Raw genomic sequence first — 20,208 nt, forward strand, 5'->3', positions numbered from 1 at the left:
ACGGGACGGCCCTCTGCTTATCCTGACCCCCATGCTGACCATCACCCAGGCCCTGTACGACCAGATCGTCGCCCACGCGCGCAAGGACCACCCCGACGAGGCGTGCGGCGTGGTGGCGGGCCCGGCGGGCTCGGACCGCCCCGAGCGCTTCATCCCCATGCTGAACGCGGCGATGTCGCCCACCTTCTACGAGTTCGACTCCGGCGATCTCCTCAAGCTCTACCGGGAGATGGACGACCGTGACGAGGAGCCGGTGATCGTCTACCACTCCCACACCGCCACCGAGGCCTATCCCTCGCGCACCGACATCTCCTACGCCAACGAACCCGGCGCCCACTACGTCCTGGTCTCCACCGCCGACACCGACGGCCTCGGCGACTTCCAGTTCCGCTCCTTCCGGATCGTGGACGGCGAGGTCACCGAGGAGGAGGTCAGGGTCGTACCCGCCTACTGATCTCGCGCCTCGGACGGAATCCGTCCGGCATGCGGAATCACACTCCGGGCGGCGGACCGGGAATCGATACGATGAGCCCATGGTTCTTCTCGACGTGGGCGGCAAGGCGCCGGGCACCCTGCTCGTGGCGCGGCTGCACGTCGACCTGTGCAGGCTGAACAGCGCCCTCTGTTGACCCACCGCGCTGCCGCCGTACGGCCCTGAGCCGCGGCGCGCTGCCGCCGCGCGCCCTGACCGAACCGACGACACCTTCCGACAGGAGCCCTGAGCCATGGCCATCGAGGTCCGCATCCCGACCATCCTCCGCCAGTACACCGACGGCCAGAAGGCGGTGGAGGGCAGCGGCGACACCCTCGCCGAGCTGTTCACCGACCTCGAGACCCGGCACGCCGGCATCCAGGCCCGCATCGTGGACGGCGGCGAGCTGCGCCGCTTCGTCAACGTGTACCTGAACGACGAGGACGTCCGTTTCCTGGACGGCATCCAGACCAAGCTGTCCGACGGCGACAACGTCACGATCCTGCCGGCCGTGGCCGGCGGCATGCGCTGACCGGCTCCGACCAGCGATGCGCTACGACTCCCCGCTGGCCGCGGTGGGCAACACCCCCCTGGTGCGCCTGCCGCGGCTGTCGCCGTCCCCCGATGTGCGGATCTGGGCCAAGCTGGAGGACCGCAACCCCACCGGGTCGGTCAAGGACCGTCCCGCCCTGCACATGATCGAGCAGGCGGAGAAGGACGGCCGGCTCACCCCCGGCTGCACGATCCTCGAACCCACCTCCGGCAACACCGGCATCTCCCTCGCCATGGCCGCCAGGCTCAAGGGCTACCGGATGGTGTGCGTGATGCCGGAGAACACCTCGCAGGAGCGCCGGGACCTGCTCGGCATGTGGGGCGCCGAGATCATCTCCTCGCCCGCCGCCGGCGGCTCCAACACCGCGGTGCGCGTCGCCAAGGAACTGGCCGCCGAGCACCCCGACTGGGTGATGCTCTACCAGTACGGCAACCCGGACAACGCGGGCGCCCACTACGCCACCACCGGCCCGGAGATCCTCGCCGACCTGCCCTCCGTCACCCACTTCGTGGCGGGCCTCGGCACCACCGGCACCCTGATGGGCGTCGGCCGCTACCTGCGTGAGCACAAGCCGGACGTGCGGATCGTCGCCGCCGAACCGCGCTACGACGACCTGGTCTACGGCCTGCGCAACCTCGACGAGGGCTTCGTCCCCGAGCTGTACGACGCCTCCGTCCTCACCACCCGCTTCTCGGTCGGCTCGGCCGACGCGGTCACCCGCACCCGTGAACTCCTCCAGCAGGAGGGCATCTTCGCGGGCGTCTCCACCGGCGCCGCCCTGCACGCGGCGATCGGCGTCGGGAACAAGGCCGTCAAGGCGGGGGAGAGCGCCGACATCGTCTTCATCGTGGCCGACGGCGGCTGGAAGTACCTGTCCACGGGCGTCTACACGGCGGCCACCACCGAGGAGGCCATCGCGACCCTCCAGGGACAGCTCTGGGCGTAGCGGGGATCCGCGCGCGCCGGTGGTACGTCACATCCGCACCAGCACTCCTGCGGAAAGGCGGACCCCCATGCGCCGTACCACGCCCCTCGCCCTCGCGGCGGCAGCGCTGCTCCTGGCCGGCTGCGGCTCCCGGCAGGACACCGGGAGCGGCGGCCGGACACCGGCCCCGTCCGGCACCGGCGCTCCGTCGGCCGGCCGGAACGCCGGCGACTGCACCGCTCACGCGCACCTGACGGCCGCCGAGCAGGACCGCCACGTCTGCGTGGCCGAGGGCGGCGAGCTCCGGATCGTCCTGGACGGCACCCGGGACCGGCCCTGGAAGCCGGTCACCGCGAGCGGCACCGGACTGCGGGCGGTGAACGCCGGGCTCGTCCTCCGGCCCGGCGACGCCACGGCCGCGTACCGCGCGGTGGCCCCCGGCACGGTGCGGCTCACCTCGTCCCGCCCCCGGTGCCCCGAGCCCACCGCACCGGACCGGGTCGCCTGCGAGGGCGTCGAGGAGTGGACGGTCACCGTCCGCGTCGGGGCCTAACCCGCCAGGTGCCGGACCTGGTCCCACAGGACCGGGTCGACCACGCCGACCCGGCGGCGGAAGCCGGTCACCGGCACCTCGCGCAGCTCGTCGGTCTCCAGGAAGCTGGGGCGGCCCTGGGTGTCGCCGACCGCGCCGGGCGGCAGCGGGATCACCCCGCTGCGCTCGTCGTGGTACCTGCTGGTGATCTTCGCGACCGTGGCCCGGTCGCCGCGCACGGCCAGCACCAGGCAGGGCCGGTCCTTGTGCCCCGCCCGGTCCTCGAAGGGGACGCGCGCCCACCAGATGTCCCCGGGGGAGGGCCGCGGCGCGGCCCCGCTCCGGGTGCCCGCCCGGCCCGGCGGCCGCAGGCGCCGTCCGGCGGGCCGGCGGCTGCGGCCCCAGCCGTCGACGAGCGTGGCCACCAGCGCGAGCAGCACCACCGCGGCGAGCGCCAGCCACCAGGACGTGTCCATACGACGACGTTACCGGCGCGCGCCGCACATCGCGCGCCCTCCGGGGAACCCGGTGCGCCCCGGGTCCAGCCGAACCGGTGACAGCACAGGTGAGTTCGCCCACAACGGCCCCTGGCGGAGGAGCGACCCGCGCCGTCGCGCCTTACGCTCGACGGACCGCACGACCCCCGACAGCCATCACCCGGCCCTCACATCCGAGTGGCCCCCCGTCCTGCCCACCGCTTCTGCGCCCACGGAGGTTTCTGCTTCATGAAGCTCACCGTCGTCGGCTGCTCGGGGTCGTTCCCGTCCGCGGAATCGGCCTGTTCGAGCTACCTCGTCGAGGCCGACGGCTTCCGGCTGCTCCTCGACATGGGCAACGGCGCCCTGGGCGAGCTGCAGCGCCACTGCGGTCTCTACGACCTCGACGCGATCTTCCTCAGTCATCTGCACGCCGATCACTGCATCGACATGTGCGCGTACTTCGTGGCCCGCTACTACCGCCACGAGGGCGGCCGGTGCGCCCCCCTGCCGGTCTACGGCCCCGAGGGCACCGAACACCGCCTGACCACGGCCTACGCGGACACCCCCTCCGCCTCCTCCATGAGCGAGGTCTTCGACTTCCACACGGTGAAGCCCTCCACGTTCGAGGTCGGCCCGTTCACCGTGCACACCGAGCGGGTCCGCCACCCCGTGGAGGCGTACGGCATCCGTGTCGAGCACGGCGGGAGGTCGCTGACGTACTCCGGCGACACGGGGGTCACCGAGGCGCTGGACGAGCTGGCCCGGGACACCGACCTGTTCCTGTGCGAGGCCGCGTTCACGCACGGCAAGGAGAGCATCCCCGACCTGCACCTCAACGGTCGCGAGGCGGGCGAGACGGCGGCCCGCGCGGGCGCCCGCCGGCTGCTCCTCACCCACATCCCGCCGTGGACGGATCCCCAGGTCAACCTGCGGGACGCGCGCGAGGTGTTCCCCGGTCCGGTGGACCTGGCCGCGCCCCGGCAGACGTACGAGATCTGACCCCCGGACCCGCGGAAGACCCCGGACCTGCGGAAGGCCCCGGAGACGCCGAAGGCCCCGGAGCCGGTGGGCTCCGGGGCCTTCGTCACGCCTGGCTCACGCCTTGGTGAGGTCCTCGACCTCCTCCTCGGGCTCGCGGCCCGGGGTCTTCAGGTCGAACTTGACGATCGCGAACCGGAAGACCGCGTAGTAGACGGCCGCGAACACCAGACCAATCGGGATGATCAGCCACGGCTTGGTCGCCAGGTTCCAGTTCAGGACGTAGTCGATCGCGCCGCCCGAGAAGTTGAAGCCCGCGTGCACGCCCAGCGCCCAGGTGAGCGCCATGGACACGGCCGTCAGCACCGCGTGGAACACGTAGAGGACCGGGGCGATGAACATGAAGGTGAACTCGATGGGCTCGGTCACACCGGTCACGAACGAGGTCAGCGCGAGGGAGACCATCATGCCCATCACGGCCTTGCGGCGCTCGGGGCGGGCACAGTGCGCGATGGCGATCGCGGCGGCCGGCAGGCCGAACATCATGACCGGGAAGAAGCCGGTCTGGAAGAGGCCCGCGGACGAGTCGCCGGCGAGGAACCGGGTGATGTCGCCGTGCACGATCTCACCGGAGGCGTTCTTGAAGTCGCCGATCTGGAACCACGCCACGGTGTTCACGAACTGGTGCATACCGATCGGGATCAGACCGCGGTTGACCAGACCGAACAGGAACGCGCCGACGGAACCGAGGCCCGTCAGCCACTCGCCGAAGTTCGTGATGCCGTCGCCGACGGGCTCCCAGACGAGGGTGAACAGCACGCCGACCAGGGTGCCGACGAAGGCCATGATGATCGGCACCAGCCGGCGGCCGTTGAAGAAGCCGAGCCAGTCCACCAGCTTGGTGCGGTGGAACCGCTGCCATATGACGGCGGCGAGCAGACCCATGATGATGCCGCCGAGCACCCCGGGGTCGTTGTACGTCGCCGCGACGATCTTGCCGTGCTCGATGTGCTCCTCGGTCACCGGGAAGGCCTGCAGCACCTTGCTGTAGACGAGGAAGCCGACCAGCGCGGCGAGCGCGGTGGAGCCGTCCGCCTTCTTGGCGAAGCCGATGGCCACACCGATGCAGAAAAGGATGGGGAGGCTGCCGGTGATGGCACCGCCGGCGGCGTTGAAGACGGTCGCGACCTTGTCCCAGCCGAGGCCGTCCTTGCCGAAGATGTCATCCTGGCCGAGCCGGACCATGACGCCCGCCGCCGGCAGGACGGCGATCGGGAGCTGCAGGCTGCGGCCGACCTTCTGCAGGCCCTGGAACAGGCCCGCTCCCCTCTTCTTCGCCGGCTTCGCAGCCGGGGCCGCCGACTCGGTGGCGGTGCTCATACTTCCTCCATCGGGCAGGGCGCCGCCCGGGAACCATGGAAGGGGACGGCAGCGTCTCTGGTCTACACCACCTGTGGTGTAGACCTGTTGTAGCACGATGAAGGCGACGTAAGGAACCCGTGATTCCGCGACGGCGGCGCTACGCGCTGTAGGCCCCCGACCTCGGACGATGGGCCTCAGGCCCGGGTGACGTCCTCGACCTCCTCCGCCGGCTCCCGCCCCGGTGTCCGCAGGTTGAACCGGGTGATCGCGACGCGGAAGACGACGTAGTACACGGCCGCCAGGCACAGGCCGATCGGGACGACCGCCCACGGTCTCGTCGCCAGGTTCCAGTTGATCACGTAGTCGATCAGCCCCGCCGAGAAGCTGAACCCGTCGTGCACCCCGAGCGCCCAGGTCGCCCCCATCGACACCCCGGTGAACACGGCGTGCACCGCGTACAGGACCGGCGCGACGAACAGGAAGGAGTACTCCAGCGGCTCGGTGATGCCGGTCACGAACGACGTCAGCGCCACCGACAGCATCAGACCGCCGGTCTCCTTGCGCCGCTCCGGCCGCGCGCAGTGCGTGATCGCCAGCGCGGCGGCGGGCAGCGCGAACATCATGACCGGGAAGAAGCCCGAGGTGAACTGGCCGGCGTGCGGGTCGCCCTGGAGGAACATGTTGATGTCGCCGTGCACCACCGTGCCGTCGGGCTTGGTGTAGCTGCCGAACTGGAACCAGATCGGCACGTTGAGGAACTGGTGCAGGCCCACCACCAGCAGCGCCCGGTTGGCGACCCCGTAGACGCCCGTCCCCCAGGCGCCCGCGTCCCGCAGCCATCCGCTGAGGCTCTCCAGGGCGCCCCCGACGGCCGGCCAGACCAGCAGGCACACCACGGCGAACGCGATCGCCGCGAACGCCATGATGATCGGCACCAGCCGGCGGCCGTTGAAGAAGCCCAGCCAGTCCACCAGGCGGGTGCGGTGGTAGCGGGCCCAGAAGAAGGCCGCCAGCAGACCCATGACGATGCCGCCGAAGACGCCCGGGTTCTGGTAGGTGAACGCGGACACCGTGCCGCTCGCCGCCTGGCAGCCCGTCGTCACCACCCTGGCGCCCGCCGGGCACGTCTCGGGGAACTGCCGCAGCACGCCGTAGTAGACGAGGAACCCGGCCACCGCCGCGAGCGCCGTCGAGCCGTCCGCCTTCTTCGCCATGCCGATCGCGACGCCCACGCAGAACAGCAGCGGCAGCCCCAGCTGCCCGTCCAGCAGCGCGCCGCCCGCCCCGCTCATCACCTTGGACGCGGCGGTCCAGCCCAGCCCGTCCGCGCCGAACAGGTCCGGCTGGCCCAGCCGGTTGAGGATGCCCGCCGCCGGGAGCACCGCGATGGGCAGCTGGAGGCTCCGGCCCATCTTCTGCAGCCCCTGGAAGAGGCCGTGCCAGTGGGCCCGGACGGGGCCGGCCGTGCTCTCGGCGCACATGGGTTTGGCGACCCTCCCCACGGTGGTGTAGACCAGTCGGCGGACGGTTCCGCTGTTGTGATCGCCATCATTCGGCACGGACGGCAAGACCGCTCGCAAAGATGGGCCAACTGTGGGTTACTGCGACAAAGCGGTTCGGAGCAGGGAGAAGGAACATGGCCAGCAAGGCTGAGAAGATCGTCGCCGGGCTCGGTGGCATCGACAACATCGAGGAGATCGAGGGCTGCATCACCCGGCTGCGCACCGAGGTGTCCGACCCGGGCCTGGTCGACGACGCCGCCCTGAAGGCCGCCGGCGCCCACGGCGTGGTGAAGATGGGCACCGCCATCCAGGTCGTCATCGGCACCGACGCCGACCCGATCGCCGCGGAGATCGAAGACATGATGTGAGCCGGACCGGTTCACTCCGAAGGGGCTCCTCCCGACGCTGACGCTGTGGGCGACGCGGGAGGAGCCCCTTCGTCCGCTACGGCTAGGCTCGGCGGCATGTCTCGCATCGACGGCCGTACGCCCGAACAGCTCCGCCCGGTCACCATCGAACGTGGCTGGAGCAAGCACGCCGAGGGCTCCGTCCTCATCTCCTTCGGCGACACCAAGGTCTTCTGCACCGCCTCCGTCACCGAGGGAGTCCCGCGCTGGCGCAAGGGCAGCGGCGAGGGCTGGGTCACCGCGGAGTACTCCATGCTGCCCCGCGCCACCAACACCCGCGGCGACCGCGAGTCCGTCAAGGGCAGGATCGGCGGCCGCACCCACGAGATCTCCCGGCTCATCGGCCGCTCGCTGCGCGCCGTCATCGACTACAAGGCACTCGGCGAGAACACCGTCGTCCTCGACTGCGACGTCCTCCAGGCCGACGGCGGCACCCGCACCGCGGCGATCACCGGCGCCTACGTCGCACTGGCCGACGCCGTCGCCTGGGCCCAGGGCAAGAAGCTGGTCAAGGCGAACCGGCAGCCGCTCACCGGTACGGTCAGCGCCGTCTCCGTCGGCATCGTCGGCGGCGTCCCGCTGCTCGACCTCTGCTACGAGGAGGACGTGCGCGCCGACACCGACATGAACGTCGTCTGCACCGGCGACGGCCGCTTCGTCGAGGTCCAGGGCACCGCCGAGGCCGAGCCCTTCGCCCGCGACGAGCTGAACGCCCTGCTCGACCTCGCCGTCACCGGCTGCACCGAACTGGCCGCGATCCAGCGCGCGGCCCTGGAGACGACCCGCCCCTGACGAGCCCCCCGGAACGCGCCGGCACCCTCGGGACCGCCGCGACGCTGCCCGGACCTGTCGGCGCCCCGGTGGTTGCCGTGACGCTGCCGGGGCCTGCCGGTGTTCTGCCGGGGATGCCGTGACGCGGTTGGGGCCGTTGGCGTCCCGCCGGGGTTGCCGTGACGCTACCGGGATCTGCCGGTGTTCTGCCGGGGCTTGCCGTGACGTGGCTGGGACCGTTGGCGTGCTGCCGGGGTCGCCGTGACGGTGCCGGGCCCCGTCGGCACCCTCGGGACCGCCGCGACGCTGTCCGGACCTGTCGGCGCCCCGGTGGTTGCCGTGACGCTGCCGGGGCCTGCCGGTGTTCTGCCGGGGCCGCCGTGACTCGGTTGGGGCCGTTGGCGTCCCGCCGGGGTTGCCGGGCCTTGTCGGCGCCCCGGGGATCGCTGCGACGCTGCCGGGCCTGGTCGGCACCCGGGGGTCGCCGCGAGGCTGCTGGGGCCTGTCGGCGTCCCGCCGGGGCCGCCGTGACTCGGTTGGGACCGTTGGCGTCCCGCCGGGGTTGCGTGACGTTGCCGGGCCCTTTCGGCGCCCCGAGGGTTGCCGCGACGTTGCCGGGGCCTGCCGGGATTGCCGTGACGCTGCTGAGGCCTGTCGGTGCCGTGCCGGGATTGCCGTGACGTTGGCGGGGCCGTTGGCGTCCCGCCGGGGGTCGCCGTGACGTTGCCGAGCTCCGTCGGTACCCCGGAGGCGCCGCGACCCTGTCGGGACCCGTCGGCCCAACCGGGACCGCCGCGACGCTGCCCGGATCTGACGGCGTCCCTCGGGGCGCCGCGACGCTGCCGGGACCGTTGGCACCCCCCGGGGCCGGGAAGCGGGGCCGGTCCCGTCTCGTCGGTTGTGGGTTCCGGTTCGGCCGGCCGCGTTGTCGGACCGGAAGCGGGACCGGACCCCGGGCCCGTCGGCCCGTCGGCCCCCCGGGGCCGGCGCCGCAACCCCACGGGCCCCGGCGGCGTCCCTGTGGGTACGGGCACGCACGGCTCAGCCCCGCGTGCCCGTACCGCCGTCCCAGGGGAGGGGAACCCGCCATGCCCGCCACGCCCGCCGGCCGACGCCCGCACCGGGGCCGGGTCGCCGTCGTCGCCGCCACGCTGGCCGCCGTCGCGCTCACCGCCGGCCTGACCACCGGCTGCGACGCCGTGGACAAGGCGCTGGACTGCGTCCAGACCGCCGACGCCATCGCCGACAGTGTCACCGACCTCCAGCAGGCCGTGCGGAACGCCGCGAACGACCCCTCCCAGGCCGACGCCTCGCTCGACGCCATCGAGAAGAACCTGCGCGAGATCGGCGACAAGACCGACGACGCCGACGTCGACAAGGCCGTGGACGATCTCGGCAAGGCCGTGGCCAACGTCCGTACGGCGATCAGGAACGGCGACGCGACACCGGACGTGAGCCCGGTGACGGACGCGGCCGGGGAACTGACGAAGGTGTGCACGTCGTAGCACGCCGGCCGGGCTACCGCACCGTCCTCTCCGGCCTCTCCGGCCTCTCCGTCTCCTCCGTCCTCTCCGCGTACATCCTGGCGATGACCGCCTCGATGTCCGGCTCCCGCACCGACAGGTCCACCAGCGGATAGCGGGCGGCCAGGTGCGCGACGAGCGGTGCCGCCGACTGCCCCGCCGGGAACGCCAGCCACTGCCGCGGTCCCTCCACCCGCACCACCCGGGCCGACGGCACCTCGACCGGCCCCAGCTCCCGCTCCAGGTCCACCACCAGCGTCCGCTCGCTCTCCCCGGCCTCGTGCAGCCCCGCGAGCGCGCCGTCGTACACCAGCCGGCCGTGGTCGATCACCATCACCCGGGAGCACAACTGCTCGATGTCCTGGAGGTCGTGCGTGGTCAGCAGCACGGTCGTGCCGTGCTCGGCGTTCACCTCCCGCAGGAACTCCCGCACCCTGGCCTTCGACACGACGTCCAGACCGATCGTCGGCTCGTCCAGGTACAGCACGTCCGGGTCGTGCAGCAGGGCCGCCGCGATGTCCCCGCGCATCCGCTGCCCCAGCGACAGCTGCCGCACCGGCACGTCCAACAGGGCGCCCAGGTCCAGGAGTTCCACCAGCCGGTCCAGGTTCTGCCGGTAACGGGCGTCCGGGATGCGGTACATGCGGTGCGCCAGCCGGTACGAGTCGATCAGCGGCAGGTCCCACCACAGCGTGGTCCGCTGCCCGAACACCACCCCGATCCGGTGCGCGAGGCGGGTCCGCTCCCGCGCCGGGTCGATGCCGGCCACCCGCAGCCGCCCGGCGCTCGGCGTCAGGATTCCGGTCAGCATCTTGATGGTGGTCGACTTCCCGGCGCCGTTCGGCCCGATGTACCCGACCATCTCCCCGCGGGCCACGGCGAACGACAGCGAGTCCACCGCCCGCACCTCGCGCCGCTCCCGCCGCAGGAACCCGGTCCTGCGGCGCACCTGGAAGACCTTCTCGACGTTCTCCAGCGTGATGAAGTCGCCCACGTCAGCTCCCTGTGCTGCGATACGAACGAAGTCCCGCCCGCCAGGCCAGCCCCGCGAGCGCACAGCACGCCACCGCCACCAGCGGGGAGACGAACGCGGTCCACTCCGGCAGGTCCAGCGGATACGGCCGGCCCAGCACACGGGTGGCGGGCAGCCAGTTGACGAAGGCCAGCGGCAGCACGAACGTCACCCCGCGCACCAGCTCCTTCGCGAACACCGTCGGCGGGTACTGGAGCAGTGTCGTCCCGCCGTAGGTGAAGGCGTTCTGCACCTCCGAGGCGTCCTGCGCCACGAACTGGAACGCGGCCCCCGCCACGAACACCGCGCAGAAGATCCCGCAGCCGCTCACCAGCATCACCGGCATCAGCAGCAGCCGCCCCGCCGTCCAGTCGATGTCCACCCGGGTCAGCGACCAGCCCAGCACCAGCGCGCCCTGCGTCACCCGGCCCAGCCGCCTCAGCGCGAACCGGTCGGCCGCCATCTGCGCCAGCACCGGCGCCGGACGCACCAGCAGCGTGTCCAGCGTGCCGTCCCGCACCCGCCGGCCCAGCCGGTCCATCGACCCGATCAGCAGATCCGCCAGGCCGAAGGAGGTCGCCGACAGCCCGTACAGGAACGCCACCTCGGGCAGCGGATAGCCGCCGAGCGCGTCCACACGGGAGAACATCAGCATGATTGCGACGAAGTCGAGGAAGGTCGCCGCGAAGTTCCCGAACGTGGTCATGGCGAAGGACGCGCGGTAGGCCATCGTGGACCGCACCCACATCCCCGCGATCAGCAGATACGCCCGGAGCCCCTCGGCCGTCCGCCGGGCCCGCCCCTCAGCCACCCTGCACCACCACCCGGCGCGTGGCCGCCGACTGCACCAGCCGCCCGGCGCCCAGCAGGACGACCGCCCAGGCGCCCTGGAACAGATAGGTGGACAGCGGATCGGCGTGCCCCAGCAGGACGTCCGCGGGGGCCTGGAGCAGCGAGGACCAGGGCAGCATCCGGACGACCTCGCCGAGGGCGCCCGGGAACACGTTCAGCGGCAGCAGCATGCCCGAGCAGAAGTAGCCGAACAGCCACGCCATCTGCGTCACTCCGGTGCCGTCCAGCAGCCAGAACGCGCTCAGCGCCACCAGGTACCGGATGCCGAAACCGACCAGCATCGCGAGGAGGACGGCCAGCAGGAACGCCGCCCAGGTACCGGCGTCGGCCGGCAGCGACACCGGGAAGCACAGCGCGCCGAACACGAACGGTACGACGCCCCGGCCCAGCAACTGGAAGAACGCCCGGCCGAGATCCGCCGCCAGCCACCACAACTGGAGGTCGGCCGGCCGGTACAGGTCGATCGCCACGTCCCCGGTGCGGATGCGCTCCATCAACTCGTCCTCGACCCCGCCGCCGCCGAGCGCCAGCGTCGACAGGAAGGCCTGCCCCAGCCAGACGTAGGTCACCGCCTGCGCCTGGTCGTAGCCGCCGAGATGGGGCCGCTCGTCCCACAGTGCCTGGTAGGTGTAGACGAGAATCAGACCGAAGACGGTGTTCGTGAACACCCCTGCCGCAGTGGCGGCACGGTAGGTCGCGTACCGTCGGAACCCCCCTGCCGCGACAGCCGCGTACAACCGTCCCGCGCCCACGCCAGTCGACCTCCTCGGACCACTCGACACCGAAGCGCAGGAGCCTAGTCCGGCGACCCGGCGGCCGGCCACGCGTTTTCCGCCGGAACCGTGCCGGAATCCGGGAACGGAACGCCAGGTGCGAGAGTCTTCAGCAGGGGAGCGCAGAAGCGTACGAGGCGTACGGGAACGTACGACGCGAAACAGGAGTCCGTGCACGACATGAGCGACGAGCCGCAGCCGCAGCAGCCGAACGAAGGCGTGGCGCCGGAAAAGCCGCTGCCGGCTGAAGGGCCCGGGAAGCCGGGGGGCCACGAGGAGAAGGCCACCGACCACCACACCGACCGGCCTCGCCGCCCCGGGGGCGCGCGGGAAGCCGACGGCACCGGGAACACCGGCCGGGCCGTGGGCACCGGAAGGCGCGGTGCCGAGGATGTCGGCGGCGCCGAGGGCGGGGAAGGTGCCCCGAGGCGCCCGAACACGCCGAACCACGCCATGGACGGGACCGGCCGGTCCGGCGCGAGCCGGTCCGACACCGGCCGGCCGGGCGCGGGCGGGTCCGAGGCGGACCGGTCCGATGGGGGTCGACAGGGGCTCGGCCGGTCCGGTGCGGGTCGCTCCGACGCCGGTCGGCCGGGTGCGGCTTCAGGGTTCGGCGGGTCCGGTGTGGGCGGGGCCGAGGCGGACGGGTCGGGTGCGGGCCGGCCGGGGGCCGGTCGGTCCGGTGCGGCTGCCGGGTTCGGCGGATCGGGTGTGAGTGGGTCCGAGGTGGACCGGTCCGATGGGGGTCGACAGGGGCTCGGCCGGTCCGGTGCGGGTCGCTCCGACGCCGGTCGGCCGGGTGCGGCTTCAGGGTTCGGCGGATCGGGTGTGAGTGGGTCCGACGGCCGGTCCGGTGCGGAGCGGTCCGGGCCCGGGCGGACCGGCGCGGCTCCGGCCGGGTTCGGCCGGTCGGGTGACGTGGCCGGGGCTGAGGGGCGGACGCCGCAGGAACGGGCGGCGTCCGTGGCGCGTGCCCGGCAGGCGGCGCGTGGGGCCCGTCCGGAACAGCGGGGCGGCGCGGAACCCGGCGCTGGCGCCGGCGCCCGGAAGGCGGGCGGACCGGCGGGTGCCGGGCCGGCCCAGCCGTCCGAGAGCACCCAGATCCTCCGGCGGATCACCCCGCCCGCGTCCCCGGAGCGCCCCGGCGGCAAGCCGGGCCGCGCGGACCGGTCCACCCCGGACGCCGGCAAGGCGGGCGGTGCCGCCGGGGCCGGGACGGCGCCCGAGACCACCCAGGTGCTCCGCCGGATCGGCGCGCCCCGCGCGGGCGAGCCGGATGCGCCCGGCACGAAGACCCCGGCCTCCTCCCCGGCGGAGCCGGGCCGTCCCGTCGGCCGGAAGCGCTCCGCGCAGACCCCCGGCACCGAGGGTGCCGCCCCCGCGGCCGGTACGACGAGCACCACCGGCACCTCCTCCCCGGCCGCCGCCCGCGCCGCCCGGGCCGCTCGCGCGGCGGGCACCGCGGGAGCCGCGGGAGCCGTGTCCGCGTCGGCGTCCGCAGCCGGTGCCGGTGCCGGTGCGCCCGGTCCCCAGACCCGGGGCACCGAGGCCACCCGCGCCGTACCCGGACCCCGTACCGGGACCGCGTCCCCCTCCGCGGGAACCGCGGGCACCCCTGGCGGCACCCCTGGCGCCTCCGAAGCCGAGACCACCGTGCTCGCCGCCGCCGACGGTGACGGGCCCCCGGACAAGAAGGCCAAGAACGCCAAGAACGCCAAGAACGCCAAGAAGGGCAAGCGGCCCAAGCGGACCGGCTGGCGGCGGCTCGTGCCGACCTGGCGCATGGTGCTCGGCACCTGCCTGGCCGGCGTGCTGCTGATCCTCGGCGTGTTCTTCCTCGGCTACTCCCTCGTGAAGATCCCGCCGGCCAACGCGTTCGCGACCAAGCAGGCGAACGTCTACCTCTACGCCGACGGCTCCCAGATCGCCCGCGACACGCGCGACAGCCAGGTCAACCGCGAGAACGTCAGTCTCGCCGAGATCTCGAAGGACGCGCAGCACGCCATCCTGGCCGCCGAGGACCGCGATTTCTACTCCGAGTCCGCCGTCGATCCCAAGGCGATGATCCGCGCCGCCTGGAACACCGCGACCGGCAAGGGCAAGCAGTCCGGCTCGACGATCACCCAGCAGTACGTGAAGAACTACTACCTGGCCCAGGAGCAGACGGTCACCCGCAAGGCCAAGGAGTTCTTCATCTCGATCAAGCTGGACCGCGAGAAGTCCAAGGACGAGATCCTCGAGGGCTACCTCAACACCAGCTACTTCGGCCGCAGCGCCTACGGCATCCAGGCCGCCGCCCAGGCCTACTACGGCCGTGACGCCGCCGACCTCGACCCCGCCCGCGCCGCCTACCTCGCCGCGCTCGTCAACGCGCCGAGCGAGTACGACGTCGTGGCCCACCCGGAGAACCGGAAGGCGGCCCTCGCCCGCTGGAACTACGTCCTGGACGGCATGGTCAAGAAGGGCTGGCTCGGCCAGGACGAGCGCACCGGCATGAAGTTCCCCATGCCCAAGGAGCAGATCCTCTCCACGGGTCTGTCCGGTCAGCGCGGCTATCTCGTCGAGGCGGTCAGGCAGTACCTGATCACCAACAAGGTCGTCACCGCGGAACAGCTCGAGGCCGGCGGCTACCGCATCACCACCACCATCCAGAAGGACCGGCAGGACGCCTTCGTCAAGGCGGTCGACGACCAGCTGATGAACAAGCTGGACAAGAAGAACAACAAGGTCGACACCTACGTCCGGGCCGGTGGCGCCTCCGTCGACCCCAAGACCGGCGAGGTCGTCGCGCTGTACGGCGGCATCGACTACGTGAAGCAGTACACCAACGGCGCGACCCGCGGTGACTTCCAGGTCGGCTCGACGTTCAAGCCGTTCGTGTTCACCTCCGCCGTCGAGAACGGGTCCACCACCCAGGACGGCCGCACCATCACCCCGAACACGGTCTACGACGGCACCAACCGGCGCCCGATCCAGGGCTGGAGCGGCGGCCCCTACGCCCCCGAGAACGAGGACCAGCGGTCGTACGGCCCGATCACCGTGCGCAAGGCCACCGACCTGTCGGTGAACTCGGTGTACGCGCAGATGGCCACCGATGTCGGCCCCGACAAGGTCAAGGAGACCGCGGTCGCCCTCGGCGTCCCCGCCGACACCCCGGACCTCTACCCGTCCCCGTCCATCGCCCTCGGCACCGCCAACGCCAGCGTCCTGGAGATGGCGGAGTCCTACGCCACGCTCGCCAACCACGGCAAGCACGGCACGTACAGCCTGGTCAAGGCGATCACCAAGGACGGCCGGGAGGAGATCGCGCTGCCCGGGCGCAGCGTGAAGCAGGCCGTCAGCCGGGAGGCCGCCGACACCACCACCGCGGTGCTGCGCAGCGTGGTCGAGAGCGGCACCGCCACCGCCGCGCAGGCCGCGGGCCGTCCGGCGGCCGGCAAGACCGGTACCGCCGAGCGCGACACCGCCGCCTGGTTCGCCGGCTACACCCCCGACCTGGCCACGGTGGTCTCCGTCATGGGCCAGGACCCGGTGACCGCCAAGCACCAGCCGCTGTACGGCGCGCTCGGCCAGGCCCGCATCAACGGCGGCGGCGCGCCCACCGAGATCTGGGCGCAGTACACGCGGGACGCCCTGAAGGGCAAGCCGGTCACGGACTTCGACCTCCGCCTCCAGCAGGGTGCCGACAAGGTCCAGGAGCCCCCGGCCAGCGGTGCGCCCGAGCCCGGCACGGACGGCGGTCAGGACACCGGCGGCACCGCCACCACCGACGGCGGCCAGGAGACCGGCGCCCCGAGCGCCACCCCGACCGAGGGCACCGCCACGGCCACCGGCACGCCCGGCGACGGCGGGCAGACCACCGACGGCGGGGCCCCCGCGACCGGCGGCACGACCACCGGCGGCACCCCTACCACCACGACCGGCGGGCCCACCACGACCGGCGGGCCGGCCACGGACGGCGGCGGCACCGCCACCACCGGCGGCGGCGTCCCCGGCGGCGGCACGGTCACCGGGGGCGGCACGCCGGGCGGCGGCACCGACGCCGGCGGGACCACCGCCACGGACGGGGGCGCCGGGGGCGGCCCCGGGCTGTGACGGACCGGGGCCCGGCGGCTCAGTGACCGCTGGTCGCCTTCAGCCCCACCACGGCGACCAGCAGCAGACACACGAAGAAGATCCGGGCGGCGGTGACCGGCTCACCGAGCACCACCATGCCGAGCACCGCCGCACCGGCCGCGCCGATGCCCACCCACACGCCGTAGGCCGTGCCGATGGGCAGGGACTTCGCGGCGTACGACAGCAGGACCATGCTGGCGACGATGCCGGCGCCGGTGAACAGGCTCGGGACCAGACGGGTGAAACCCTCGCTGTACTTCATCCCGATCGACCAGGCGACTTCCAGCAGACCGGCGACGACGAGCAGGATCCAGGCCATGACGGCACCTCCGAGACAGTGACTCTTCTTGGGGGTGCGTCGTCTTTGCCTTGGACCCGGTACGGCGCGTCTCGTCGGGTTCCCTCCAACGTAGCAAAGGCACGGCAAAGAGGGCCGGTGACGATGGTCACCGGCCCTCTCACTGCCGTGTGCTACAGGTACAGCCCCGTGGAGTCCTCCGACCCCTCGAACCGGTCCGCGGCGACGGCGTGCAGGTCACGCTCGCGCATGAGGACGTAGGCCACGCCCCGCACCTCGACCTCCGCCCGGTCCTCCGGGTCGAACAGCACCCGGTCGCCGGGCTCCACCGTCCGGACGTTCTGGCCGACCGCGACGACCTCGGCCCAGGCCAGCCGCCGCCCGACCGCCGCCGTGGCGGGAATCAGGATGCCGCCACCCGACCGCCGCTCGCCCTCACCGGTCTCCTGCCGCACGAGAACCCGGTCGTGCAGCATCCGGATGGGCAGCTTGTCGTGGTGGGGAGTGCTCTGCTCGTTTCTGTTGGCGCTCACGCGTCGAACCTACCTGTTCCCGGTCAGTCCCTGCGCCGCCGGGCCCCCAGAGCGATCAGCCCCACGACCCCCACGACGACCATCGCCACGGGCACCACCCGCTCCAGCCGGGGCGCCCCCTCCTCGTCGGTGAACCGCGCCCTCACCTCGCTCACGACACGGTTGACCTGCACGTACGCCCGTCCGACCGTGTGATCGACGTGGGCGACGGCCTTGGCCTTCGCGTCCCCGACGACGGTCTTCGGATGCACCCGCACCCCGATCTCGTCGAGTGTCTCGGCCAGCACTTCGCGGCGGCGCCTGATGTCCGCCTCGATCTGCGCCGGGGTTCTGGTGTCCGACGTGTCCGCCACCGTACGGCCTCCGAAGTCTGCCGAAGAAAGTCTGCTGCTTTCCGAACAGTCTGTCAGCTCATGGCCGCACCGCACCGCAAGGGCCCCCGGTTACGCTAGTCCGATGAGCGAGCGACTCCAGCCCGGGGACGTTGCCCCCGCCTTCACCCTCCCCGACGCAGACGGCAACGAGGTGTCCCTTTCGGACCACAAGGGCCGCAAGGTCATCGTCTACTTCTACCCGGCGGCCCTGACCCCCGGCTGCACCAAGCAGGCCTGCGACTTCACCGACAACCTGGAGGTCCTGGCCTCCGCCGGCTACGACGTCATCGGCATCTCGCCGGACAAGCCGGAGAAACTCGCGAAGTTCCGCGAGCAGGAGTCCCTGAAGGTCACCCTGCTGGCCGACCCGGACAAGCGGGTGCTGGAGGCGTACGGCGCCTTCGGCGAGAAGAAGCTCTACGGCAAGACGGTCGTCGGTGTCATCCGCTCCACGGTGGTCGTGGACGAGGACGGCAAGGTCGAACGGGCCCTGTACAACGTCAAGGCGACCGGCCACGTGGCCAAGATCATCAAGGATCTGGGCGTCTGACGTCCGCGGGCACTGCCCGGCCGCTAGCATGGCCGGGCAGCACCAGGCGGCCGTGGTGGAATTGGCAGTCACGCTGGGTTTAGGTCCCAGTGGGGTAACTCCCGTGAGGGTTCGAGTCCCTCCGGCCGCACCACAGTTCAGCCGAGCAGCTCCCGCACCACGGGGACCAGGGCGCGGAACGCCTTCCCCCGGTGGCTGATGGCGTTCTTCTCCTCGGGGCTCAGCTCGGCACAGGTCCGCGTCTCGCCCTCCGGCTGGAGGATCGGGTCGTAGCCGAAGCCGTTCGTCCCGGCCGGGGCGAGCCGCAGCGTGCCGCGCAGCTGCCCCTCCACCACCCGCTCGGTGCCGTCCGGCAGCGCCAGGGCCGCCGCACAGGCGAAGTGGGCGGCGCGGTGCTCCTCGGCGATGTCGGAGAGCTGGGCGAGCAGCAGCCTGAGGTTGGCCTCGTCGTCGCCGTGCCGGCCGGCCCAGCGGGCGGAGAAGATGCCGGGGGCGCCGCCCAGCACGTCCACGCACAGCCCGGAGTCGTCGGCGACGGCCGGCAGCCCGGTGGCCTGGGCGAGGGCGTGCGCCTTGAGCAGGGCGTTCTCGGCGAAGGTGACGCCGGTCTCCTTGACGTCGGGGACCTCGGGGAAGGCGTCGGCGCCGATCAGTTCGTGCGGCAGCCCGGCCTCGGCGAGGATCGCCCTCAGCTCGGTGATCTTTCCGGCGTTGCGGGTGGCGAGGATCAAGCGGGTCATGCCCGACAGTATTCCTCCCCGCCGGGCCGCGTCCGTGCCCGCCCCGGGTACCGGCACCGGGACTCCTGTCCTGGTCCCGGAGCCGGACAGGCAGGGACAATGGTGGGCGGGGATCACCGGACGGGCGGAGCTGATGGAACCTACCGAGACGAGCACGGCGGAGCGGGCCGGGTCGTACCGCACCATGACGGCGTTCACCCCCGCCGACGAGGAGCGCCGGCGCGGGGTGCGGCGCATGAAGCTCACGGCGACGGGCCTGCTGCTGTTCGTCGCGGTGGTCTACGTCCTGGCCAAGGTCGCCCAGAACGCGGGCGCCGGGGCCTGGGCCGGCTATGTGGCGGCGGCGGCCGAGGCCGGCATGGTGGGCGCGCTCGCCGACTGGTTCGCGGTCACCGCCCTGTTCCGGCACCCGCTCGGCCTGCCCATCCCGCACACCGCGATCATCCCCACCAAAAAGGACCAGCTGGGCGTCTCCCTGGGCGAGTTCGTCGGGGAGAACTTCCTCTCCGAGGACGTCGTACGGCAGCGGCTGCGCGCGGTCGGCATCGGCAGCCGGCTCGGCGCCTGGCTGGCCGAGCCCGAGCACGCCGACCGGGTGACGGCGGAACTGGCCACCGCCCTGCGCGGCGCCCTGACCGTGCTGCGCGACTCGGACGTGCAGGCGGTCGTCGGCGAGGCGGTCACCCGGCGCGCCAACGCCCGGGAGATCGCGCCGGGCATCGGCAAGACGCTGGAGAAGGTCGTCGCCGACGGCGGGCACCGGCGGATGGTGGACCTGGTGGTCTCCCGCGCCCACGACTGGCTGGAACTGCACCGGGGCGAGGTGATGGTGGCCGTGGAGGGCGGCGCGCCCGGCTGGACCCCGCGGTTCGTGGACCGCAAGGTCGGCGAGCGCGTCTACAAGGAGCTGCTGCGGTTCGTCACCGAGATGCGGGACATGCCCTCGCACCCGGCGCGCGGCGCGCTGGACCGCTTCCTCACCGACTTCGCCTCCGACCTCCAGTCCGACACCGACACCCGGGCGCGGGTGGAGCGGCTCAAGACCGAGGTGCTGGGCCGCGGCGAGGTGCAGGACCTGATCGCGTCCGCCTGGACGGCCGTACGGTCGATGATCGTGGCCGCGGCGGAGGACGAGCGCAGCGAACTGCGCCGGCGGGTGCGGTCCGCGCTGCTGTCGCTGGGCGCGCGGATGGCGTCCGAGGCGAAGATGCAGGACAAGGTCGACGCCTGGGTGGAGGGCGCGGCGGTGCACGTCGTGACCACCTACCGCAAGGAGATCACCTCGCTGATCACGGACACCGTGGCGGGCTGGGACGCCGAGCACACCACCCGCAAGATCGAGGCCCACATCGGCCGCGACCTGCAGTTCATCCGGATCAATGGCACGGTGGTGGGATCCCTCGCGGGCCTTTTGATCTACGCGGTCTCGCGGGGCCTGGGGGCCTGACCGGACTGT

22 protein-coding genes, 1 tRNA gene and 1 riboswitch are annotated in these 20,208 nt (G+C 72.4%); of the genes, 13 read left to right on the forward strand and 10 right to left on the reverse strand.

Annotation, left to right across the window (positions count from 1 at the left end; translation table 11 throughout):
* The first annotated feature begins 31 nt into the window (after positions 1–31).
* The 5 genes from AB0E62_RS05255 to AB0E62_RS05275 all read left to right on the forward strand — a co-directional run bounded on the left by AB0E62_RS05255 (position 32) and on the right by AB0E62_RS05275 (position 2,503).
* Entirely contained in the window at positions 32–454 is a 423-nt protein-coding gene (locus tag AB0E62_RS05255) for a M67 family metallopeptidase (protein ID WP_362188319.1), read from the forward strand.
* Between the two features lie 79 nt (positions 455–533).
* Positions 534–629 carry a putative leader peptide gene (locus AB0E62_RS05260; RefSeq protein WP_362188321.1) on the forward strand — a complete coding sequence of 32 codons (96 nt, stop codon included), beginning with the start codon at positions 534–536 and terminating at the stop codon, positions 627–629.
* 96 nt (positions 630–725) lie between these two features.
* The gene (locus AB0E62_RS05265) at positions 726–1,004 is read left to right on the forward strand and encodes a MoaD/ThiS family protein (RefSeq protein ID WP_362188324.1); all 279 of its coding nucleotides are present in this window, start codon (positions 726–728) and stop codon (positions 1,002–1,004) included.
* Between the two features lie 16 nt (positions 1,005–1,020).
* The gene (locus AB0E62_RS05270; protein WP_362188327.1) at positions 1,021–1,971 is read left to right on the forward strand and encodes a cysteine synthase; all 951 of its coding nucleotides are present in this window, start codon (positions 1,021–1,023) and stop codon (positions 1,969–1,971) included.
* Positions 1,972–2,038: 67 nt separating this feature from the next.
* On the forward strand, positions 2,039–2,503 hold the full coding sequence (locus tag AB0E62_RS05275; RefSeq protein WP_362188330.1) for a hypothetical protein: 465 nt from the start codon (positions 2,039–2,041) through the stop codon (positions 2,501–2,503).
* Here the strand turns inward: AB0E62_RS05275 and AB0E62_RS05280 are convergent.
* Positions 2,500–2,958, reverse strand: a complete 459-nt coding sequence (locus tag AB0E62_RS05280) for a type II toxin-antitoxin system PemK/MazF family toxin (RefSeq protein ID WP_362188333.1) — start codon at positions 2,956–2,958, stop codon at positions 2,500–2,502. The genes AB0E62_RS05275 and AB0E62_RS05280 overlap by 4 nt on opposite strands.
* A 249-nt stretch (positions 2,959–3,207) precedes the next feature.
* Between AB0E62_RS05280 and AB0E62_RS05285 the strand changes: the two genes are divergently transcribed.
* Positions 3,208–3,960 carry an MBL fold metallo-hydrolase gene (locus AB0E62_RS05285; RefSeq protein ID WP_362188336.1) on the forward strand — a complete coding sequence of 251 codons (753 nt, stop codon included), beginning with the start codon at positions 3,208–3,210 and terminating at the stop codon, positions 3,958–3,960.
* A gap of 96 nt (positions 3,961–4,056) precedes the next feature.
* Here AB0E62_RS05285 and AB0E62_RS05290 read toward each other — a convergent pair whose 3' ends face one another.
* A complete protein-coding gene (locus AB0E62_RS05290; protein ID WP_362188339.1) occupies positions 4,057–5,319 on the reverse strand; it encodes a PTS transporter subunit EIIC in 1,263 nt (420 codons plus the stop codon).
* Positions 5,320–5,495: 176 nt separating this feature from the next.
* Positions 5,496–6,782 carry a PTS transporter subunit EIIC gene (locus AB0E62_RS05295; protein ID WP_362188342.1) on the reverse strand — a complete coding sequence of 429 codons (1,287 nt, stop codon included), beginning with the start codon at positions 6,780–6,782 and terminating at the stop codon, positions 5,496–5,498.
* A 155-nt stretch (positions 6,783–6,937) separates the two neighbouring features.
* Between AB0E62_RS05295 and AB0E62_RS05300 the strand changes: the two genes are divergently transcribed.
* The 3 genes from AB0E62_RS05300 to AB0E62_RS05310 all read left to right on the forward strand — a co-directional run bounded on the left by AB0E62_RS05300 (position 6,938) and on the right by AB0E62_RS05310 (position 9,486).
* A complete protein-coding gene (locus AB0E62_RS05300) occupies positions 6,938–7,171 on the forward strand; it encodes a PTS glucose/sucrose transporter subunit IIB (RefSeq protein WP_161294306.1) in 234 nt (77 codons plus the stop codon).
* A 96-nt stretch (positions 7,172–7,267) separates the two neighbouring features.
* Positions 7,268–8,002 (forward strand): ribonuclease PH, encoded by a 735-nt coding sequence (gene rph / locus AB0E62_RS05305; protein ID WP_362188345.1) that lies wholly within the window; start codon positions 7,268–7,270, stop codon positions 8,000–8,002.
* 1,067 nt (positions 8,003–9,069) lie between these two features.
* A complete protein-coding gene (locus AB0E62_RS05310; RefSeq protein ID WP_362188348.1) occupies positions 9,070–9,486 on the forward strand; it encodes a hypothetical protein in 417 nt (138 codons plus the stop codon).
* Positions 9,487–9,499: 13 nt separating this feature from the next.
* Here AB0E62_RS05310 and AB0E62_RS05315 read toward each other — a convergent pair whose 3' ends face one another.
* From AB0E62_RS05315 to AB0E62_RS05325, 3 genes are read right to left on the reverse strand one after another with little or no spacing between them, the layout of a single operon-like run.
* Complete coding sequence (locus AB0E62_RS05315; RefSeq protein ID WP_362188351.1) at positions 9,500–10,498, reverse strand: ATP-binding cassette domain-containing protein; 999 nt, start codon at positions 10,496–10,498, stop codon at positions 9,500–9,502.
* 1 nt (position 10,499) lies between these two features.
* A complete protein-coding gene (locus tag AB0E62_RS05320) occupies positions 10,500–11,327 on the reverse strand; it encodes an ABC transporter permease (protein ID WP_362188354.1) in 828 nt (275 codons plus the stop codon).
* Positions 11,320–12,120, reverse strand: a complete 801-nt coding sequence (locus AB0E62_RS05325) for an ABC-2 family transporter protein (RefSeq protein ID WP_362188357.1) — start codon at positions 12,118–12,120, stop codon at positions 11,320–11,322. Before AB0E62_RS05325 ends, AB0E62_RS05320 begins: the two co-directional genes overlap by 8 nt.
* 1,257 nt (positions 12,121–13,377) lie before the next feature.
* Between AB0E62_RS05325 and AB0E62_RS05330 the strand changes: the two genes are divergently transcribed.
* Positions 13,378–16,236, forward strand: coding sequence for a transglycosylase domain-containing protein (locus AB0E62_RS05330; RefSeq protein ID WP_362189150.1), 2,859 nt, complete (start codon positions 13,378–13,380; stop codon positions 16,234–16,236).
* Between the two features lie 19 nt (positions 16,237–16,255).
* Here the strand turns inward: AB0E62_RS05330 and AB0E62_RS05335 are convergent, their stop codons facing one another.
* The 3 genes from AB0E62_RS05335 to AB0E62_RS05345 all read right to left on the reverse strand — a co-directional run bounded on the left by AB0E62_RS05335 (position 16,256) and on the right by AB0E62_RS05345 (position 17,441).
* Positions 16,256–16,576 (reverse strand): SMR family transporter, encoded by a 321-nt coding sequence (locus AB0E62_RS05335; RefSeq protein ID WP_030610391.1) that lies wholly within the window; start codon positions 16,574–16,576, stop codon positions 16,256–16,258.
* A gap of 33 nt (positions 16,577–16,609) precedes the next feature.
* Positions 16,610–16,681, reverse strand: a riboswitch (guanidine-III (ykkC-III) riboswitch).
* Between the two features lie 47 nt (positions 16,682–16,728).
* On the reverse strand, positions 16,729–17,088 hold the full coding sequence (locus AB0E62_RS05340) for a co-chaperone GroES (RefSeq protein WP_030610388.1): 360 nt from the start codon (positions 17,086–17,088) through the stop codon (positions 16,729–16,731).
* 23 nt (positions 17,089–17,111) lie between these two features.
* Positions 17,112–17,441 (reverse strand): DUF3618 domain-containing protein, encoded by a 330-nt coding sequence (locus AB0E62_RS05345; protein ID WP_362188361.1) that lies wholly within the window; start codon positions 17,439–17,441, stop codon positions 17,112–17,114.
* 103 nt (positions 17,442–17,544) lie between these two features.
* On the opposite strand from AB0E62_RS05345, the gene bcp reads away from it, so the two are divergent.
* Both bcp and AB0E62_RS05355 read left to right on the forward strand, forming a co-directional pair.
* Positions 17,545–18,012 carry a thioredoxin-dependent thiol peroxidase gene (gene bcp, locus AB0E62_RS05350; RefSeq protein WP_362188364.1) on the forward strand — a complete coding sequence of 156 codons (468 nt, stop codon included), beginning with the start codon at positions 17,545–17,547 and terminating at the stop codon, positions 18,010–18,012.
* 46 nt (positions 18,013–18,058) lie between these two features.
* Positions 18,059–18,145: transfer RNA gene (locus AB0E62_RS05355), tRNA-Leu, on the forward strand.
* Between the two features lie 4 nt (positions 18,146–18,149).
* Here AB0E62_RS05355 and rdgB read toward each other — a convergent pair.
* Entirely contained in the window at positions 18,150–18,752 is a 603-nt protein-coding gene (gene rdgB, locus AB0E62_RS05360; protein ID WP_362188367.1) for an RdgB/HAM1 family non-canonical purine NTP pyrophosphatase, read from the reverse strand.
* A gap of 184 nt (positions 18,753–18,936) precedes the next feature.
* Here rdgB and AB0E62_RS05365 point away from each other — a divergent pair, with 184 nt between their 5' ends.
* Positions 18,937–20,199 carry a DUF445 domain-containing protein gene (locus tag AB0E62_RS05365; protein ID WP_362189153.1) on the forward strand — a complete coding sequence of 421 codons (1,263 nt, stop codon included), beginning with the start codon at positions 18,937–18,939 and terminating at the stop codon, positions 20,197–20,199.
* The last annotated feature ends 9 nt before the right edge of the window (positions 20,200–20,208 follow it).

The organism is Streptomyces sp. NPDC038707, from assembly GCF_040636485.1.
Lineage (GTDB): Bacteria > Actinomycetota > Actinomycetes > Streptomycetales > Streptomycetaceae > Streptomyces.

Coding starts and splice junctions, on each gene's coding strand:
- AB0E62_RS05255 (WP_362188319.1), top strand. CDS start 32: ATGCTGACCATCACCCAGGCCCTGTACGACCAGATCGTCGCCCACGCG.
- AB0E62_RS05260 (WP_362188321.1), top strand. CDS start 534: ATGGTTCTTCTCGACGTGGGCGGCAAGGCGCCGGGCACCCTGCTCGTG.
- AB0E62_RS05265 (WP_362188324.1), top strand. CDS start 726: ATGGCCATCGAGGTCCGCATCCCGACCATCCTCCGCCAGTACACCGAC.
- AB0E62_RS05270 (WP_362188327.1), top strand. CDS start 1,021: ATGCGCTACGACTCCCCGCTGGCCGCGGTGGGCAACACCCCCCTGGTG.
- AB0E62_RS05275 (WP_362188330.1), top strand. CDS start 2,039: ATGCGCCGTACCACGCCCCTCGCCCTCGCGGCGGCAGCGCTGCTCCTG.
- AB0E62_RS05280 (WP_362188333.1), bottom strand. CDS start 2,958: ATGGACACGTCCTGGTGGCTGGCGCTCGCCGCGGTGGTGCTGCTCGCG.
- AB0E62_RS05285 (WP_362188336.1), top strand. CDS start 3,208: ATGAAGCTCACCGTCGTCGGCTGCTCGGGGTCGTTCCCGTCCGCGGAA.
- AB0E62_RS05290 (WP_362188339.1), bottom strand. CDS start 5,319: ATGAGCACCGCCACCGAGTCGGCGGCCCCGGCTGCGAAGCCGGCGAAG.
- AB0E62_RS05295 (WP_362188342.1), bottom strand. CDS start 6,782: ATGTGCGCCGAGAGCACGGCCGGCCCCGTCCGGGCCCACTGGCACGGC.
- AB0E62_RS05300 (WP_161294306.1), top strand. CDS start 6,938: ATGGCCAGCAAGGCTGAGAAGATCGTCGCCGGGCTCGGTGGCATCGAC.
- rph (WP_362188345.1), top strand. CDS start 7,268: ATGTCTCGCATCGACGGCCGTACGCCCGAACAGCTCCGCCCGGTCACC.
- AB0E62_RS05310 (WP_362188348.1), top strand. CDS start 9,070: ATGCCCGCCACGCCCGCCGGCCGACGCCCGCACCGGGGCCGGGTCGCC.
- AB0E62_RS05335 (WP_030610391.1), bottom strand. CDS start 16,576: ATGGCCTGGATCCTGCTCGTCGTCGCCGGTCTGCTGGAAGTCGCCTGG.
- bcp (WP_362188364.1), top strand. CDS start 17,545: ATGAGCGAGCGACTCCAGCCCGGGGACGTTGCCCCCGCCTTCACCCTC.
- rdgB (WP_362188367.1), bottom strand. CDS start 18,752: ATGACCCGCTTGATCCTCGCCACCCGCAACGCCGGAAAGATCACCGAG.
- AB0E62_RS05365 (WP_362189153.1), top strand. CDS start 18,937: ATGACGGCGTTCACCCCCGCCGACGAGGAGCGCCGGCGCGGGGTGCGG.